16 protein-coding genes are annotated in these 16482 nt (G+C 48.1%); 14 read left to right on the top strand and 2 right to left on the bottom strand.

Annotated features, from left to right (window positions below; genetic code table 11):
* Window positions 1–199 precede the first annotated feature (199 nt).
* Window positions 200–904, top strand: coding sequence for a histidine phosphatase family protein (locus ACFPYJ_RS08005; RefSeq protein ID WP_379187562.1), 705 nt, complete (start codon window positions 200–202; stop codon window positions 902–904).
* Here ACFPYJ_RS08005 and ACFPYJ_RS08000 read toward each other — a convergent pair.
* Window positions 888–1157, bottom strand: coding sequence for a hypothetical protein (locus ACFPYJ_RS08000; RefSeq protein WP_379187561.1), 270 nt, complete (start codon window positions 1155–1157; stop codon window positions 888–890). The two genes, ACFPYJ_RS08005 and ACFPYJ_RS08000, sit on opposite strands and share 17 nt — an antisense overlap.
* 253 nt (window positions 1158–1410) lie before the next feature.
* Between ACFPYJ_RS08000 and ACFPYJ_RS07995 the strand changes: the two genes are divergently transcribed.
* Together ACFPYJ_RS07995 and ACFPYJ_RS07990 are read left to right on the top strand one after the other, a co-directional pair.
* The gene (locus ACFPYJ_RS07995; protein ID WP_379187560.1) at window positions 1411–3297 is read left to right on the top strand and encodes a heparinase II/III domain-containing protein; all 1887 of its coding nucleotides are present in this window, start codon (window positions 1411–1413) and stop codon (window positions 3295–3297) included.
* 52 nt (window positions 3298–3349) lie between these two features.
* On the top strand, window positions 3350–3886 hold the full coding sequence (locus ACFPYJ_RS07990) for a GNAT family N-acetyltransferase (RefSeq protein WP_379187559.1): 537 nt from the start codon (window positions 3350–3352) through the stop codon (window positions 3884–3886).
* 348 nt (window positions 3887–4234) lie between these two features.
* On the opposite strand, the gene ACFPYJ_RS07985 is transcribed toward ACFPYJ_RS07990, so the two are convergent.
* On the bottom strand, window positions 4235–4774 hold the full coding sequence (locus ACFPYJ_RS07985) for a helix-turn-helix domain-containing protein (RefSeq protein WP_379187558.1): 540 nt from the start codon (window positions 4772–4774) through the stop codon (window positions 4235–4237).
* Window positions 4775–5041: 267 nt separating this feature from the next.
* Between ACFPYJ_RS07985 and ACFPYJ_RS07980 the strand changes: the two genes are divergently transcribed.
* The 11 genes from ACFPYJ_RS07980 to ACFPYJ_RS07930 all read left to right on the top strand — a co-directional run bounded on the left by ACFPYJ_RS07980 (window position 5042) and on the right by ACFPYJ_RS07930 (window position 16466).
* Window positions 5042–5206 (top strand): hypothetical protein, encoded by a 165-nt coding sequence (locus tag ACFPYJ_RS07980; RefSeq protein WP_379187557.1) that lies wholly within the window; start codon window positions 5042–5044, stop codon window positions 5204–5206.
* A 92-nt stretch (window positions 5207–5298) separates the two neighbouring features.
* Window positions 5299–6699, top strand: a complete 1401-nt coding sequence (gene allB, locus ACFPYJ_RS07975) for an allantoinase AllB (RefSeq protein WP_379187556.1) — start codon at window positions 5299–5301, stop codon at window positions 6697–6699.
* The gene (locus tag ACFPYJ_RS07970) at window positions 6696–7982 is read left to right on the top strand and encodes a Zn-dependent hydrolase (RefSeq protein WP_379187555.1); all 1287 of its coding nucleotides are present in this window, start codon (window positions 6696–6698) and stop codon (window positions 7980–7982) included. Before allB ends, ACFPYJ_RS07970 begins: the two co-directional genes overlap by 4 nt.
* Window positions 7979–9217 (top strand): ArgE/DapE family deacylase, encoded by a 1239-nt coding sequence (locus tag ACFPYJ_RS07965; RefSeq protein WP_379187554.1) that lies wholly within the window; start codon window positions 7979–7981, stop codon window positions 9215–9217. Before ACFPYJ_RS07970 ends, ACFPYJ_RS07965 begins: the two co-directional genes overlap by 4 nt.
* A gap of 38 nt (window positions 9218–9255) precedes the next feature.
* A complete protein-coding gene (locus tag ACFPYJ_RS07960; protein ID WP_379187553.1) occupies window positions 9256–10212 on the top strand; it encodes a D-2-hydroxyacid dehydrogenase in 957 nt (318 codons plus the stop codon).
* Window positions 10212–10580 carry a CidA/LrgA family protein gene (locus ACFPYJ_RS07955; RefSeq protein WP_379187552.1) on the top strand — a complete coding sequence of 123 codons (369 nt, stop codon included), beginning with the start codon at window positions 10212–10214 and terminating at the stop codon, window positions 10578–10580. Before ACFPYJ_RS07960 ends, ACFPYJ_RS07955 begins: the two co-directional genes overlap by 1 nt.
* The gene (locus ACFPYJ_RS07950; RefSeq protein WP_379187551.1) at window positions 10558–11250 is read left to right on the top strand and encodes an LrgB family protein; all 693 of its coding nucleotides are present in this window, start codon (window positions 10558–10560) and stop codon (window positions 11248–11250) included. The genes ACFPYJ_RS07955 and ACFPYJ_RS07950 overlap by 23 nt, the downstream gene beginning before the upstream one ends.
* Window positions 11251–11404: 154 nt before the next feature.
* Window positions 11405–12565 (top strand): peptidylprolyl isomerase, encoded by a 1161-nt coding sequence (locus ACFPYJ_RS07945; RefSeq protein ID WP_379187550.1) that lies wholly within the window; start codon window positions 11405–11407, stop codon window positions 12563–12565.
* A gap of 296 nt (window positions 12566–12861) precedes the next feature.
* Window positions 12862–14502, top strand: coding sequence for a peptide ABC transporter substrate-binding protein (locus tag ACFPYJ_RS07940; protein ID WP_379187549.1), 1641 nt, complete (start codon window positions 12862–12864; stop codon window positions 14500–14502).
* An 81-nt stretch (window positions 14503–14583) separates the two neighbouring features.
* Window positions 14584–15519: an ABC transporter permease gene (locus ACFPYJ_RS07935; RefSeq protein WP_379187548.1), complete on the top strand. Its 936-nt coding sequence runs from the start codon at window positions 14584–14586 to the stop codon at window positions 15517–15519.
* Window positions 15516–16466 carry an ABC transporter permease gene (locus ACFPYJ_RS07930; RefSeq protein WP_379187547.1) on the top strand — a complete coding sequence of 317 codons (951 nt, stop codon included), beginning with the start codon at window positions 15516–15518 and terminating at the stop codon, window positions 16464–16466. Before ACFPYJ_RS07935 ends, ACFPYJ_RS07930 begins: the two co-directional genes overlap by 4 nt.
* The last annotated feature ends 16 nt before the right edge of the window (window positions 16467–16482 follow it).

Genomic DNA, 16482 nt, shown 5'->3' with positions numbered 1-16482 from the left:
AAACCATGTCTCAAACAAAAAGAGAAACCCATCGCTTCAGAAAAGAGTGGGTTTCTCTACAGCCTGAAACACCGGGAATTCCGGTGTTTTTTACTTTCATGGATAAAGAAGATACTTTTTTTGATAAGAAGAACAGAGAATAAGAAGAATAAGCCTGATCGGGCCAACATGTTAAAGAGAGGATGATTTCACGATCAACATGAAGAAACCGATCTGGATGCTCATGGTCTGCATCGTTGTTATGCTTCCCCTTCAAGCTATCCATACAGCGCCAGCAGGGGACGCGGCTCCATTAGATGATCAATCGATTGCCGGCGAGCTGCAAAGAGGGGGTTATCTTCTCTATATGAGGCATGGCGAAGCTGCAGGTCAAGATCAACCCGGTGTGGACTTTGAAGATTGCAGCAAGCAGAGAAATTTGACTTTGCTCGGAAGTGTACAAGCCGGATTAATTGGGGAACGACTGCGTAAATTACAAATCCCTGTGCAAACACCGGTTTTGGCAAGTCCCTATTGCCGGACCCGCGAAACAGCGGAGCTCGCTTTCGGCAAACCAAACGTAGAGGTCATGCCCCATCTTGCGCAAATCAATGTTTTATCAAGTGATGAACGTACGAACGAAGAAGAGCGAATCATTCTCAAGAAGCTTGCTGAGCTATTCGAAATACCGGTACCGCAGGGCTCGAACCTTGTTATCGTCGGCCATACGTTTCCTGCCGGCAAAGGGCTGGGAGAGATTCCTTTCATGGGGACCGTGGTCATAAAACCAAATGGCGCAGGCAAAGGATATGAGATCATCCGAAGGATTCGCTTGGACGAATGGACGGATTTGTTCTCGAAGCAGGCAGACAATAACTCCCCCGATCGTATCGGGGGAGTTATTGCCGTTAGTTTACTTTTATGAAAATCTTCTTCAAAAAGCCGATGACGACGATGGGATGGTCTTTATCGATTGAGGTCGTGAATGTTGTACCAATGTAATAGTTAGTTGTGGCAGTGACCGATTTAACGAGAGGCACGCCGATCGCTTTTGTCAGACCATTGGAGTAATCCCCTAATTCATGATTAACGACAAAGGCCGCATACTCCTCCTCGGTTGGATTTGTTGCCAGGAATAAGATCACGATTAATACAAGAATAAGGATTCGTTTGCTCATTTCAATTCACCTCGGATGCCCTATTTTACTACATAATTCACTCTGGGGCGAGTGATGGAAGGAGAAGCGCGGAAACAGAGTGAAGATCGGAATCCGGAGCGGAGAGCGGAATCAGAGCGAAGTGCTGAAAAAGTTCCCTTATTCACGAAAGAATTTGATAGGATTAGACCATACATCGAATTCGTCAAGAAAAGATGATTCGAAGTGCCTTTGATAACAGATTAGCGGTCAAATTACGATTCGGAGCAGAAGGATGATGTGGATGTTAGCAGAGCGATATGTAACTGACAATAATCTTAGAGAAGGACTGCTTTCACGAGAGGATTACAAGCCGTTCCCTGCAATTGAGGAGCGTCATAAATGGTCCGAAATACCGCAAAGTCTTAAAAAGTTTTGGATGGATAAAGGTGAAAGCAAGCTCAATCATCCATGGCCAACACTTACAGCCACGCTGTATATGGATTACATTCGTACTGGCAACCGCGTCAAATATGACAGCGCTTTATTAGGACGAAGGCAGGACCTGGCTGCCTTGGTTGTGGCCGAATGCATCGAGAACGAGGGGCGCTTTTTGGATGACATCGTTAACGGGATCTGGTGTATTTGTGAAGAAACCTTCTGGGGGATTCCGGGTCATGGCTACATGATGCAAAGACAGGATCCGCTTCCGGATGTGTCTGACCCGGTCATCGAATTGTTCTCGGCCGAAACTGCAGCGCTGCTTGCCTGGACGTATTATCTGTTGAGAATTAAATTGGATGCTGTCAGCATCATGGTAGGCGAGCGAATACAGCTGGAAGTAAAGAAGCGGATTCTGGATCCTTATCTGAACCGTTCGGATTTCTGGTGGATGGGCTTCAATCAAGAGCGGATGCTGAACAATTGGAATCCGTGGTGCAATTCAAATTGCTTATCGGCGTTTCTGCTATTGGAAGATGACCCGCAGCGACGTGCTGCAGCGGTGATCAAAACGATGCGAAGCTTGGATCATTATTTAGAGCGGGTCGGTTCTGATGGCGGCTGCGAGGAGGGGCCCAAGTATTGGATCTATGCGGGAGGAACGCTCTTCGATTGCTTGGAGCTGCTTTACGGTGCCTCCGGAGGGATGATCGACATTTATGATGAGCCTCTTATCAGGCAGATCGGAAGTTATATTTACAAGGTTTTTATCGATGATTCCTCGTATGCCAACTTCGCCGACAGTTCGGCTAAGGTGCATATTCCCGCTGAGCTTGCTTATCGATACGGGCGCCGCATTCAAGATGCCAGGCTGTCTGGACTTGGAGCCATGGAACAGAAGAGAAAGCGGGAGGAAGCGACCCAACTGGAGTTCTCGGCGATGTTTCGTCTATTGCCGGCTTTATTTCATTATGCGGAAATCGAGAATGACGTTGGAGATGCTCCGTACATCCGTGATGCGTGGCTTGACGGAATACAAGTGATGGCTGCCCGGGAGCAGGAAGGTTCGTCCAAAGGGCTGTACCTCGCCGCTAAGGGCGGGCATAATGATGAAAGCCATAACCACAATGATATCGGCCATTTCATCGTCTATTGCAATGGCTCTCCGATGATAATAGACCCGGGGGTAGTGACTTATACATCCAAATCTTTCTTTGCAGAGCGCTATACCATATGGGCAATGCAATCCGCTTATCATAATCTGCCGATCATTAACGGGGTAGAGCAGCGGGAGGGAAGACAGCATCAAGCGGATGATGTCCATTACCGCCAGGAGGACAGGCTGGCATCGTTATCGATGAATCTCGCGGGGGCATATCCAGATTGTGCCGAGATTACAAAATGGAAGCGTTCCATAAGTCTCATTCGCGATCCGCAGCCGTATATTGAAATCAAGGACTGCTTTCAATTACAACGCGCATCAGACGATATTACACTTGTATTCATGACTCCGCACCCTCCGCGCATCGAAGGAAACGGAAGTATTGTCCTGCAGGATGAGCTCCACAATACGCTGATCGTCCGATATAACGGAGATAAGTTTGTGGTATCGGCCGAAGTGATTTCTCTTGGGGACGAAGTCATGAGAGGGATATGGGGAGATCAATTATTCCGGATCAAGCTGCGGGCAACTGCAGCTGTGAAGCAGGGCGAGTCGGTTATCATAATAAGTGAAAGATAGCTGATTTGAACACAATCCGGGTCCATTTTCAGGGCGCTAGGGGGTTCTCAGGATGAACGTAGATATAAGAGCAGTTAGCAAAGGAGAATATGGACGCTTTCATGCGTTTCAGTGTGAATATTTGGATGTAGAGCTGTATAGCGATTTTATGAATAGAATGGAAGCCAATCCGGATTTATACTTGGCCGCGTTTGCAGGTAATGAACTAGCTGGAATATGCTACGGACAGCCTTCGTTGAAGGATGACGCAGCAGTAACTTTGCAGGGCATTGCAGTCAATCTTGATGAGACGAAAAAATTGGCGAGAACAGGAATCGGTTCCATGCTGATCGCGAAATTTCAAGAAGCAGCTGCATGTCGGGGCTATAGTAAAATTGATCTCGGTGCTGCCGATGATCGGAAAGTCGAACATTTTTATTTGAAAAACGGTTTTGTGCCTTATGAATTAGTAGCGAAGGGCCGCCATCATGAAGAATACAAAAGAACTTCGGTACATGACTATGAGACCGGCAAAGTCATGCAGGAGAAGCTGCGGAGCAAACATAACGCTAAAGAGGTTATCTTTATATTTGAGAAAATAATCGGATAAAACAAGCTGCTAATCACTGAACAATAACAATCCCCGCATTTAGGCAATGCGGGGATTGTTTCATTAGACCTATCGAATGTTGGGCAACCGATGGACAACAAGTTTATTTGTGATGAAAATAGTGAATCCGGAATTGAACGTATACCTTTCGTATAACTGGTTTTGCACAAAAAAATCCGGGGCCCCATTGCTGGGGCCCCTTTCATGGGAGAGGAGAAACCGGACGAAGAGCTTATGGGGAAACGTAAGTCTTCTCCGCGGTTGTCTACGGCATCTCGCGACGCCGATAAATATAGAATGCCCAGAACGAGCCAATATATACATCGGCTTGTTTTTTCTTCCTGTGCGTTACCTTCCATCCAGCAGCGGCTCGATTTGAAAAGCCAGCCATATCCGCATCGTATCGCTGGGGTCTTTCAGGTTGCGCCTCGTCAATCGTTCACATTTATCGATCCGGTAGATGACGGTGTTTCTGTGCAAAAACAACCGCTTCGCGGTTTCGGCAATTTGCCCCTCATTCTCCACGTAGATGCGCAGCGTCTGCATCAACTCCTGCTTATCTTTATCTTCTGCATGCAATAAATGCTGGAAGGTATCGCTGTAGAACTCGTTCAGATCCGGCGTTGGGATACGGCGCAGCAGATCGAGCATGTCTTTGGCCCGGTAGGTTCGGATAAAGCAATTTTCATTAGCGGCATAACCGGCCTGCAGCGCTTCAAGCGCTTCCTTGTAGACTGTCGGTAATTCCATCGACCGATTAAGGAAATCTATAATATCGGGAGCGTCCATCATATTAACAGACTGAACGGTTCGAGTGAGCCCAAGCTCTCCAGCGATTACAACCGATCCCGAGTAAAAGGGCTGTTTTAAAAGGTCGAGCAGCTTCATTTAATAACCTCATTATGTAATATAGACTAACATATAAATATAAAATCGAGTTAGTTTGATTATAAATCTAACGCCATTGTTGAAAATCACTAAATATAATGTGAAGATTTAGCTAAAGTAACTCATGACAAAACAGTACTCAACCTATATTATGTTATTAAAAATAACATTAAAGAAAAGGGAGGTGTCAGGTTGTGAAGCCGGAATTGCGCTGCGTTGAGAAGAGTTACGGGGGCAGGAAGGTGCTGAAAGCTGTGAGCTTCTCGGTTGATCCGCACCAGTTCATTTGTATTCTTGGTCACAGCGGATGCGGTGGGCGATTACCTGCTAAGCGTCGGAAATATTAAATCGGTACCCGCGTTTGCGGACTACACGGACCTCTCTCTCCTGAAAGCGGTAGATCCTTCTCTCATTAAAGTGGAAATCAAATAATATGCTGGAAGAGGGTCCCGCATGATGCGGGACCCGGTTTTCCATTCGGGAGAACCAGATCGTCAATTACAACCAGAAGGAGGCGGTACCTCATGAACTCAGAATTCGATTTCATTGTAAGAAACGGGAATCTTGTGCAGCAAAGCGGTGTGTTTAAGCTTGATATGGGTATCCGGGATGGCTGTATCACAGCGATTGAGCCGCGGCTTGAGGGAGGCGGATGTCCGGAAGTGGATGCTGCTGGAATGACGGTCATGCCGGGTGGAATTGATGTTCATGTTCATCTGAATGAACCTGGCATGGGACATTGGGAAGGGTTTCGAACAGGTTCTGCATCACTTGCTGCCGGTGGTACGACGACTTATGCGGATATGCCGCTTAACGGCAGGCCCCCAACCGTGACGGCAAAGACGCTGCATCATAAAATCGAGCTTGCTGAGGGGAACAGCGCTGTTGATTATGCGCTTTGGGGCGGGTTAATGCCGGGTTATCTCGACCGGCTGGATGAGCTGGCGGGAGCGGGGGCGATCGGGTTTAAAGCCTTCATGTCCTCGCCGGGTATGACAGGGGAAGATGACTTTCGGGAAGTCGATGATCAGACTTTGCTGCTTGGGATGGAAGCCATCGCACGCCTTGGCGGTATTCTCGCTTTGCATGCGGAGAATGAAGAAATGGTTTCGGCTCTGGCGGAAGAAGCGAGGCAAGCGGGCAGGACGGGAGCTTATGATTATTCGGCGTCACGACCGGTTGAAGCGGAGGTAGAGGCAGTTAAACGAGCCTTGACGTATGCGAAGCAAACAGGATGCCGGCTTCATTTTGTTCATATGAGCAGTGTGGAAGCGCTGGCTGTCATAACGGCGGCGAAGCGGCAGGGGATGGACGTAACCTCGGAGGTATGCACGCATCATCTGATATTGACAGAGGATGACCTGGCTGTCATTGGTCCGGCTGCTAAATGCGCGCCTCCGCTGCGTAATCAAGCGGAAATCGATGGTCTGTGGGAAGCGCTTGTCCGAGGTGAAATCGACATGATTGCATCCGATCATTCCCCGTGTCCAACCGAGCTTAAGGCGAGTGAAAATTTCTTTGAGGCGTGGGGCGGTGTTTCCGGAGCGCAGCATCGGATGGAGCTTATGATTGATGAAGCGTATTTGAAGCGGGGTATTCCGCTCTCCAAGGTAGCTGAACTGCTGTCTGGCGCTCCTGCTGACCGATTCGGATTATCGGAACGTAAGGGGAGACTGGCAGCCGGGCAGGATGCTGACTTTGTGTTTATTGATCTTGAACATTCCTATCGCGTCGAACGAGCGGAGCTGTTGTATCTTCATCCTCACAGCCCGTTCATCGGCCGGGGGATTGACTGTAAAGTAATGGCTACTTACTGCCGCGGAAATCTTGTATATGCAGCTGGCAGCGGCGTGCCGGAAGGAAGAGAGGGTTTTTTTCTGTCGGCTTCCATTCCTAAGACTGGTGAGAAGAAGGTGTTCGGATGAGTGAGAGCCATGCGAGTCCTTTTGTGAGCTTTAAAGCGGAGTGGATCGGCCTGGAAGCGGAGCGGCGGTTGGTGCGCCTGAGTCAATACGGCGCTGATGATAGAGGGGGAGTTACCAGACTGCTTTATTCGGCATCATGGATAGATGCTCAGCAGGCGCTTGCGGCGCAAATGGCGGAAGACGGCCTTGAAGTTCGACTGGACAGCGTGGGTAATTTGTATGGCAGGCTGCAGGGGGAAGCAGAGAATGAGGGTGTAATTGTTACGGGCTCACATCTTGATACGGTTGTTGGCGGCGGTAAGTATGACGGAGCATTCGGTATTGTTGCGGGGATGATGGCGCTGCGTTCCTTGAAGGAGCGGTACGGCAGGCCTCGGCGTTCAATTGAAGTGGTGTCGTTATGCGAAGAGGAAGGAAGCCGGTTTCCTCTAACCTGTTGGGGATCCGGCCGTATTCTTGGTTCCTATTCATCTGCAATTGCAGCGACAATTGAAGACGGAGACGGAATAACACTCCAAGCGGCGATGCAGGAGGCCGGATTTGCTAATGAAGAAAAGGAACCGATAAGATCGGATATTGCTGCTTTCGTTGAACTCCATATTGAGCAGGGCGGCCGGCTGGAAGACGAAGGCCTGTCCATCGGAATCGTGGATCGGATTGTGGCTCAAAAACGTGCGACCGTCACCGTTCGCGGGCGGTCCAATCATGCCGGTACGACACCGATGCATCTTCGCAAGGATGCGCTTGCGGCGGCTGTTGAAATGATAGAGAAACTGTACCGGAAAGTAAATGAAGAAGGCGGTCCTTTGGTTGCGACCGTCGGGTTTATGAAGCTTGTGCCTAATACGCCGAATGTGATTCCCGAGCAGGTTACTTTTACAGTCGATATGCGGCATCCGGATGATTTTGTGCTGGACAATTGCTTTGCGGCATGTAAAGCTGAATTCAATGCATCGGCTTCCCGTCTTGGGTTAAGCTTGAATATGGATCTTTGGATGGATAGCAAATCTGTCGCCATGAACGCTTCGCTGCAGGGGTTATTGCGTGAGCAATGCGATCGCAGCGGTGTCAGATGGCGCACAATGGCAAGCGGAGCCGGACATGATGCCCAATTATTTGCGCCCTTTTACCCTACAGCGCTTCTATTCGTACCAAGCCGCGGCGGAATCAGCCATTCTGAACATGAATATACGTCACCCGAGGAACTTGGAACGGGGATTGAACGGTTAACGGAGCTGTTATATGAGCTTGGTTATCGTAATAGAGAGGGGAATGCTTCATGAATTCTGATAAAATAAAGCTTGAAGCATGGCTTGCGAAACATGAATCTGGAATGGTTGATATGCTTAAGAAGCTTGTGGCGACACCTTCGGATAATCCGGCGGGGGATTGCCTGCCGATTTCGGAGGTTGTGGCCGATCAACTGCGGCTCAGGGGATTTGAACCTCAGCTTGATCTTGTTGACGAGAAAGATGTTCAAGCTGCAGGGATGATCCGGGTTCAAAATATAATTGCCGATACTGTAATCGGTACTGGGGAGGGGCCGGTCATTGCGCTGAATTCACATGGCGACGTGGTGCCTCCGGGCGATGGATGGACTTATGATCCATATGGCGGATTGATTGTGGAGGGCAAGCTTTACGGGCGCGGTGCCGCTGTATCCAAATCGGATATAGCGGTATATACATACGCGGTTATGGCTCTGCGCGAAAGCGGCGTTACCGCATCCGGCAAACTGGCGCTGGCTATAACTTTTGATGAAGAGACCGGCGGAGAGGTTGGGCCGCAAAGATTGCTGCGCAAAGGGCTGCTTGAACCGGATTACGCTTTGGTTGCCGGGTTTACTTACGCTGCGGTAACCGCGCATAATGGCTGCCTGCATTTGGAGGTGATATTGAAAGGGAGCTCCGCCCATGCGGCCATTCCCCATACGGGAGCAGATGCGCTTGAGGCCATGACAGACGTGCTGAATGCATTATATGCGTATCGCAAGCAGCTTTCAAAGATGGTTTCGAATGTGAATGGAATTCATTCTCCAACTTTAGTTGTTGGTTTAATTCAAGGCGGCATCAATACGAATGTTGTACCGGACCGCTGCGCAATTCGGATTGACCGCCGGATTATCCCGGAGGAAAATCCTGTGACGGCGGAGAAGGAACTAATAGCTGTTATTGCAGCTGCGCTTGAAGAAGTGCCGGGCATTGAACTCCAGGTGAGGCGTGTTCTGCTTGCGCATCCGTTTAGAGAGCTGGCGGGTACGGAGCTATTAATTGAGGCACTTCGCTCGAATTGGTCAGGCGTCATTCAAGAGGGGGAGCTTCCTGTTCAAGGAGTACCCTTATATGCGGATGCCAGACATTTTACCGAGGCTGGTGTGCCGGCTGTCATGTTCGGTGCAGGTCCGAGAACGCTCGAAGAGGCGAATGGACACCGCGCGGACGAGCATGTTATGCTTTCGGATATGACGAAGGCCGTACGGATTGTGGCTTTCACTTTGTATGATCTACTTTCGCGGTAGAGTGAATCTACGTTACATCAAATGGGGGCAGCAGCGACATGAATATCGTGGTATTAGATGGATATACCCTTAATCCCGGAGATTTGTCATGGGATGAATTGGCGGCATTGGGCCAATTGACGGTGTATGAACGGACTTCGCCTGATGAGATTGTGGAAAGAGCAGCAGGTGTGGAGGTCGTATTGACGAATAAAACGCCGATTACAGCAGAAGCGATTCAGCAATTGCCGGAATTGAAGTACATCGGTGTGCTGGCGACGGGTTATAACGTTGTCGACACAGCAGCTGCGGCAGAGCGTGGAATTATCGTGACCAACGTTCCGGATTACAGCACGTATTCGGTCGTACAGCTTGTTTTCGCGTTTCTTCTTGAGCACTGCCATCATGTCGGAGAGCACAGTGAGGCTGTACATGAGGGACGCTGGTCTGCGGGGTCTGATTTTACGTTCTCCCTTTATCCGCTGCATGAGCTTGCCGGCAAGACCCTTGGAGTTATCGGTTTCGGACAGATCGGCCAGCAGGTCGCCAGAGTTGCTCTTGCTTTTGGCATGAATGTAGCCGTTCATACGCGTACAGCCAAGGTAATACCGGGGCTTGAAGATGTCCGATTCCTTCCGGCGGATAAATTGTTCGAGCTTTCGGACGTCATTTCATTGCACTGCCCGCTGACGCCAGACACTTCCGGAATGATAAACCGCCGTTCTCTTCAGCTGATGAAGAAGAATGCTTTTCTCATCAATACGGCCCGCGGCGGTCATATCGTTGAGCAGGATCTGGCTGATGCGCTAAATGAAGGTGTGATCGCAGGTGCTGCGCTTGATGTTCTGGCGGTTGAGCCACCGCGAGCGGATCACCCGCTGCTTCGCGCCCGCAACTGTATTATTACTCCGCATTTAGGCTGGGCTACCGTAGATGCCCGCAGGCGTCTAATGAGTATTGCAGCGGCAAACTTGCGGTCTTTTCAGCAAAATCTTATCGTCAATAAGGTGAATTAATGCGCGGTTTTGCTATTATTATGGGGTTTGACGGACTGGGCTGGATGCTGCATAAGCTGATCGGTATTCCTTTGCCTTCTCATGTTCTTGGGCTGCTGCTGCTAACGGCAGCCTTATTTCTGAAGTGGATTAAGCTGGAATGGGTCGATCGCTCAGCTGTATTGCTCACGCGCCATATGATGCTCTTTTTTGTGCCGATGCTTGCAGGTGTGTCAGGTTTTATTCCGATGATCAGTCAATCGTGGCTTGCGGTTGCCGTAAGTCTAACTGCCGGAACAGCAGCGGTCACGCTGCTTACCGGAGGAGTTACCCAGCTCTTAATGAACAAACGGAAGGAGAAAGCTCATGGGCAGCAGCAATCCTTTTGAAGATCCTATATTCGGCCTTACGGCAACGATAGGCGCCTATGCGGCCGCGCTTTTTCTTCACCGTAAAGTTAGATGGCTTCATCCTTTGCTGGTTGCGCCGTTGATCATTTATGTGCTGCTGCTCGCTGGTAGAATCGATTATAAGGACTATAAGGTGGGCGGAGATATCGTGACGTTCTTTCTTGGTCCGGCTACGGTCGCCTTGGCGGTTCCGCTGTATAAACATGCGCTTCGACTGCGTTCCGTGCTGCCGTCACTTCTGATGGGAGCATTCGTTGGGAGTGCTGCTGGTCTTGCGGTCAACGCGCTTTGCATGGCGCTGCTAGGCGGTTCGGAGCTGCTGATGAAGTCGGCGCTGCCGAAATCCGTAACGGCTTCGGTTGCTGTAGACTTATCGAATTGGCTTGGCGGTTCGCCTGAACTGACGGCTGCTCTTACGGTATTGACCGGATTATTTGGCAGTATGGCAGGCCCTGCGCTTCTTCGTGCATGCGGTGTTCATGAACGGCTGGCAGCATCAGTTGCTATCGGCGCTGCTTCACATGGTATCGGTTCTGCCAGATTACTGGCGGAATCGGAGGAAAACGGGGGTGTAAGCGGTTTTTCCATGGCGGCATGCTGCGTGTTTACGCCGATGCTGCTGCTGCCGGTGCATTGGTTTTGGTTGTAAATAGCTAAGAAATGCAGTTATTCTGCGTAGTTTCCTTATTTTTCTTGTTTTTTGCATACATTTTATCTTCTTTTAAGGTTTGTTGGTTATACTTCTGATATTATGACTGCAGTGGACCATTCGCTGCACTTACATGTTGAAGGGAGATTTAACTTTGAACGAGAAAGAGAATGAAATAAACAAAGAGACCGAACTAGAGAAATTGGAAACCGGAGCAGACGAGGGAGTCCATTCCGAAGAAACGCCAGATGAAACTGTGGTGGATCGTACTTATGATCCGAATGAAGAAGAGGAAGATGATGATACAGTCGCTCGGTCGGCTGACAAAGACAATACTAATCGTCCTCCGGAAGCTGCAGCTCCTGTAAAAGGCGGCAGCAAATCCTGGATGTACATTTCGATGGGACTTGCGATTCTGTTAGTCATTGCACTGATTAAACCGCCATTCGGTGGTTCGAGCAGTGAGACAGTAGCTACGGTCAATGGGGTTGCAATCAGCAAGGACAAGCTCTTTGATTCGATGGCTGAGCTTGGCGGAGCGCAAACGCTTGATAATCTGATTCAAGACGAGCTGATCACTCAAGAAGCGGATAAAGCGGGAATTAAAGTAACTGATGCTGATGTTGACAAGGAAATTGAGAGCGTTAAAGGTCGGTTCCCTTCCGAAGCGGAGTTTGAAGCTGCTTTGCAGCAAGCGGGCATGACACTGGAAGATCTGAAGAAGCAAACTCCTATGCAGCTTCGTATTCGTAAAATATTGGAGCCGCAAGTTGTTGATAAAGTAACGGAAGCGGATATGAAGACATACTTTGATGAGAACAAAGCATCATTTAATACGCCGCTTCAAGTTCGTGCATCCCACATTTTGGTTGCAACTGAGAAGGAAGCGAATGATATTTTGAAGGAGCTTAAGGCCGGCGGTGACTTTGCAGCAATTGCAAAGGCGAAATCCACGGATACAGGAAGTAAAGAAAGCGGCGGAGATCTTGGGTTCTTCGGAGCAGGCGCGATGGATCCGGCATTCGAAAAAGCGGCTTTCGCGCTTAAAAAAGATGAACTGAGCGCGCCTGTCAAATCGACTTACGGCTATCACATTATTAAAGTAACCGATCGTAAAGAAGCGAAGACAGCCACTTACGATGAGGAGAAGTCCAAAATCAAAGATCTGCTGATTTCGCAGAAGGTATCTGAATTGTCTCAAACATGGCTTGCGGATTTGAAAACAAAATCAAAAATCACCAACACGCTTGAAGATAAAGCGGCTGCAGAAACACCGGCTGAAGGAAATGCAGCAGCTCCGGCAAACGCTGGATAAGGTCGGCAATTTAATAGAGTTTGAGTTTGAGAAACCACCTTGTGCTCTGCTGCACGAGGTGGTTTTTTTGCTGTTTATGTAATAAATTGCGTTTGATCGGAAGCGATAATAGCTAAAAAGATTGAATTTTATCAATCAATGTCATATTTATGTTATATTAGAGTTAACATATATGACATATAAGCATAGAAACTTTTAACAGGAATATAAAAAATGTTGTTAATTTTATTTAAATAATAGTATTATAAGTAGCAGGTTTAAAAATTTAAACTACTATTAAGTGACGGAGGGGCTTTATGCAAAAGAAAATGCTCGTACTTGTTTCACTAATGCTCGTAATTACAGGTTTATTGTCAGCCTGTGGTTCGAAGAACGGAGGGAGTGGTGATCAAACATTCCGGATGAATATCACAACTGAGCCGCCTACTCTTGACGTAGCTCAAGCGCAGGATCAAACCTCGTTTACGGTTCTCACTGGTCTTTATGAAGGTCTTACCCGTATGGATAAAGATGGAAACATTGTTCCCGGCGTTGCAGAGAAATGGGAAGTATCTGAAGATGGCAAGAAATTCACCTTCCACCTGAACAAAAATGCAAAATGGTCGAATGGTGATCCTGTTACTGCACATGACTTCGAATACTCCTGGAAGCGCACGTTGGATCCGGATTTGAACCCTCCAGCACCTTACGCATACCAGCTTTATTATATTAAGAACGCTCAAAACTATAACATCAAAGCGGACAACCCTGATCACATCAGTGACCCGAACCAGCTTGGCGTGAAAGCGACTGACGATTACACGTTGGAAGTAGAGCTAGAGAATCCAACGCCGTACTTCCTGAATATCACAGCGTTCTTCACAGCTTACCCGGTGCACAAATCAGCTAAAGACAACCCGAACTGGGCTGCTGAAGCGAAAGACTACATCAGCAATGGTCCATTTAAATTAGCGTCTTGGAAACATGGCGATACAATCGAAATGGTTCCAAACGAAAACTATGACAAGAAAGACGAAATCAAATTGAAAAGTGTCAAATTCGTCATGCTGAAGGATCCGAATACAGAGCTTAATTCTTACAAAACCGGTCAGCTTGACTGGACAGGCACTCCGACAGGAAGCATCCCGTCTGAACAGTTGGCTAAAGCAATTACAGATAAAAACCCGGAGCTTAATATAAAGGGGATTGCAAGCACATATTATTACAACTTCAACAATACGAAGAAACCTTTCAACAATGCTAAAGTACGTAAAGCGCTCTCCATGGCGATCAACCGTCAAGCTATCGTTGATAAAGTAACGAAAGCCGGTCAACAGCCTGCATACGGGTTCGTATCCACCGGTATCCATGGCGTAAAAGGCGAGTTCCGTGAAGAAGTGAAAGATGACTACTTCAAGGAAGATGTTGCAGAAGCGAAGAAACTGCTTGCTGAAGGCTTGGCTGAAGAAGGCTTGAGCTCGATGCCTGAATTCTCGCTTTCCTTCAATGAAGGTCTTCACAAGAATATCGCGGAAGCAATCGCTGATATGTGGAAAACAAATCTTGGAATTACAGCGAAGCTTGAGCTTCAAGAATGGAAAGTATTCCTGAAAAACCGTCAAAGCTTGAACTATGATGTAGCTCGCGCCGGTTGGGGAGCGGACTACAATGATCCGATGACTTTCATTGACATGTTCACTTCAAAAGGCGGCAACAACGATATCGGCTTCAAAAACGCGGATTACGATGCGCTGGTTAAAGAAGCTTACAGCACGAATGATCAGCAAAAACGTGTTGATGCAATGGCGAAAGCGGAGAAAATCCTTATCGGGGATAACAATGCAATCATGCCGATCTACTACTACACCTCTAACCAATTGGTTAAACCTTATGTGAAAAACTATGTGGTGGATTACAGCGGTAACCTTGACTACACCCGTATTTCGATCGAGAAATAATACAACAATGAAACGAGGGCACAGGGGTATATATGGCTAGCCCATATATATCCCTTCTCTTATGAATGAGGAGTGCTTAGGATGGTTCGGTATTTGGGTGGTAAAATCATTAATATCGTTGTCTCTTTGCTAATTCTAGCCACCGCGACCTTTTTCTTAATGAAAGCTGTTCCAGGGGACCCTTTTACCCAAGAGAAGGCGATTCCGCCGGAAATTAAAGCGAATATTATGGCTCATTATGGTCTGGATAAGCCGATTGGCGAGCAATATATCATTTATATGAAGAAATTGTTTCAGCTGGATCTTGGCTTGTCGATGAAAAGCCAGAATCGGACGGTAACGAGTATTATTACGGATTCCTTCGGTACTTCTTTCAAAATTGGCTTGGTTGCCGTAATCGTGTCGCTCATTGTTGGTGTCTATCTGGGTATGATGGCCGCGCTGAAGCACCGCAAGCTGATAGATAACGGTGCAATGACACTTGCGGTAATCGGAATTTCGATACCGAATTTCGTTATCGGTGCGATGGTTCAATATTTGCTTGCCGTAAAGTTCCCGATCTTTCACGTTGCGGGCTTGGATGGACCGCTTGATTATGTGCTGCCCGTATTTGCGCTTTCCACTTTGCCGGTTGCTTTTATTTCGAGACTAACCCGTTCCACGATGCTTGAAGTTTTAACATCGGACTACATTCGTACGGCCAAGGCTAAAGGGCTGACGCCTTCCGCTATTCTATGGCAGCATGGCCTGCGTAACGGTATTTTGCCGGTTGTCACTTATTTGGGACCTATGACCGCTAACATTATTACAGGATCGGTAGTGGTTGAGCAAATCTTTGGCTTACCGGGCTTAGGTGCTCACTTTGTCGAGAGCATTACGAATCGCGATTATACGCTGATCATGGGAATTACTATTTTCTACGCGGTTATTCTAATGGCGGCCCGTTTCTTAACTGATCTGGCTTATATCTTTATTGATCCTAGAATCAAAATCAGCGGGGGTGTCGTTAAATCATGAGTTTACAATCCAAAGAATACGCGCCCCTCGCAAAAGCGTCTGTCTCCGACCCTTTCGAGAAGCTGGATAAGAAGCATATCGATGCGGAAAGCATCGTAGCGGAGAGCCGCTCGACTTGGCAGGAATCCTGGGCGCGGATGAGAGCGAACCGGTTGGCTATGGGCGGGATGTACACGCTGATCGTTATCATCATCTTATCAATTGTTTGCCCGATGCTTTCCCCTTATAATTCCTACACGAATGATTTGGATAACACCTTTGGAGCGCCTTCTGCGGCTCACTGGTTTGGAACGGATAATTTGGGCCGTGATTTGTTTACGAGAGTTTGGATGGGTGTGCGTATTTCCTTGATTGTCGGATTTACCGCCGCTTTTATTGATCTTGTTATTGGTGTTGTTTATGGCGGCATTATGGGTTTCACGGGCAAACGTCTGGGCGGGGCAATGAATAAGCTTGCGGAAGTGCTTTACGCGATTCCGCATTTGCTGGTTGTTATCCTGCTGAGCGTTGTCATGGGCTCTGGTCTTGTTACGATTATTATCGCATTATCCATCACAGGCTGGATTACGATGTCATGGATCGTTCGCGGCCAAATCCTGCAGCTTAAAAATCAGGAGTATGTGCTCGCAGCCCAGTCCATGGGAGCAAGCGGTGCGCACATTTTATTCCGCCACTTAATTCCGAATACACTCGGTCCGATTCTCGTGACCGTTACGTTATCCGTTCCGTCGGCAATCTTTGCGGAAGCCTTTCTTAGCTTCCTTGGTCTTGGCGTACAATCTCCAGCCTCATCGCTTGGTACATTGATCGGCGAGGCGCTGTCATCATGGACCCTTTATCCATGGTTAATGGTGATTCCGGCTGGTTTGCTCAGTATTACCATGTATGCCTTTAACGTGTTTGGTGATGGGCTTCAATATGCTTTTGATCCAAAATCGAAAAAATAACAGCACTGGGAGTGAG

This window comes from Paenibacillus solisilvae, from assembly GCF_042656405.1.
GTDB classification, from domain to species: domain Bacteria; phylum Bacillota; class Bacilli; order Paenibacillales; family Paenibacillaceae; genus Paenibacillus_Z; species Paenibacillus_Z solisilvae.
The sequence above is the reverse complement of the archived record's forward strand: the minus strand, read 5'-3'. Positions and strand labels throughout refer to the sequence as shown.

Bases quoted from the DNA above. Each gene is read 5' to 3' on its own strand.
- ACFPYJ_RS08005 (WP_379187562.1), top strand. From the start codon at position 200: ATGAAGAAACCGATCTGGATGCTCATGGTCTGCATCGTTGTTATGCTT.
- ACFPYJ_RS08000 (WP_379187561.1), bottom strand. From the start codon at position 1,157: ATGAGCAAACGAATCCTTATTCTTGTATTAATCGTGATCTTATTCCTG.
- ACFPYJ_RS07995 (WP_379187560.1), top strand. From the start codon at position 1,411: ATGATGTGGATGTTAGCAGAGCGATATGTAACTGACAATAATCTTAGA.
- ACFPYJ_RS07990 (WP_379187559.1), top strand. From the start codon at position 3,350: ATGAACGTAGATATAAGAGCAGTTAGCAAAGGAGAATATGGACGCTTT.
- ACFPYJ_RS07985 (WP_379187558.1), bottom strand. From the start codon at position 4,774: ATGAAGCTGCTCGACCTTTTAAAACAGCCCTTTTACTCGGGATCGGTT.
- allB (WP_379187556.1), top strand. From the start codon at position 5,299: ATGAACTCAGAATTCGATTTCATTGTAAGAAACGGGAATCTTGTGCAG.
- ACFPYJ_RS07970 (WP_379187555.1), top strand. From the start codon at position 6,696: ATGAGTGAGAGCCATGCGAGTCCTTTTGTGAGCTTTAAAGCGGAGTGG.
- ACFPYJ_RS07965 (WP_379187554.1), top strand. From the start codon at position 7,979: ATGAATTCTGATAAAATAAAGCTTGAAGCATGGCTTGCGAAACATGAA.
- ACFPYJ_RS07960 (WP_379187553.1), top strand. From the start codon at position 9,256: ATGAATATCGTGGTATTAGATGGATATACCCTTAATCCCGGAGATTTG.
- ACFPYJ_RS07955 (WP_379187552.1), top strand. From the start codon at position 10,212: ATGCGCGGTTTTGCTATTATTATGGGGTTTGACGGACTGGGCTGGATG.
- ACFPYJ_RS07950 (WP_379187551.1), top strand. From the start codon at position 10,558: ATGGGCAGCAGCAATCCTTTTGAAGATCCTATATTCGGCCTTACGGCA.
- ACFPYJ_RS07940 (WP_379187549.1), top strand. From the start codon at position 12,862: ATGCAAAAGAAAATGCTCGTACTTGTTTCACTAATGCTCGTAATTACA.
- ACFPYJ_RS07935 (WP_379187548.1), top strand. From the start codon at position 14,584: ATGGTTCGGTATTTGGGTGGTAAAATCATTAATATCGTTGTCTCTTTG.
- ACFPYJ_RS07930 (WP_379187547.1), top strand. From the start codon at position 15,516: ATGAGTTTACAATCCAAAGAATACGCGCCCCTCGCAAAAGCGTCTGTC.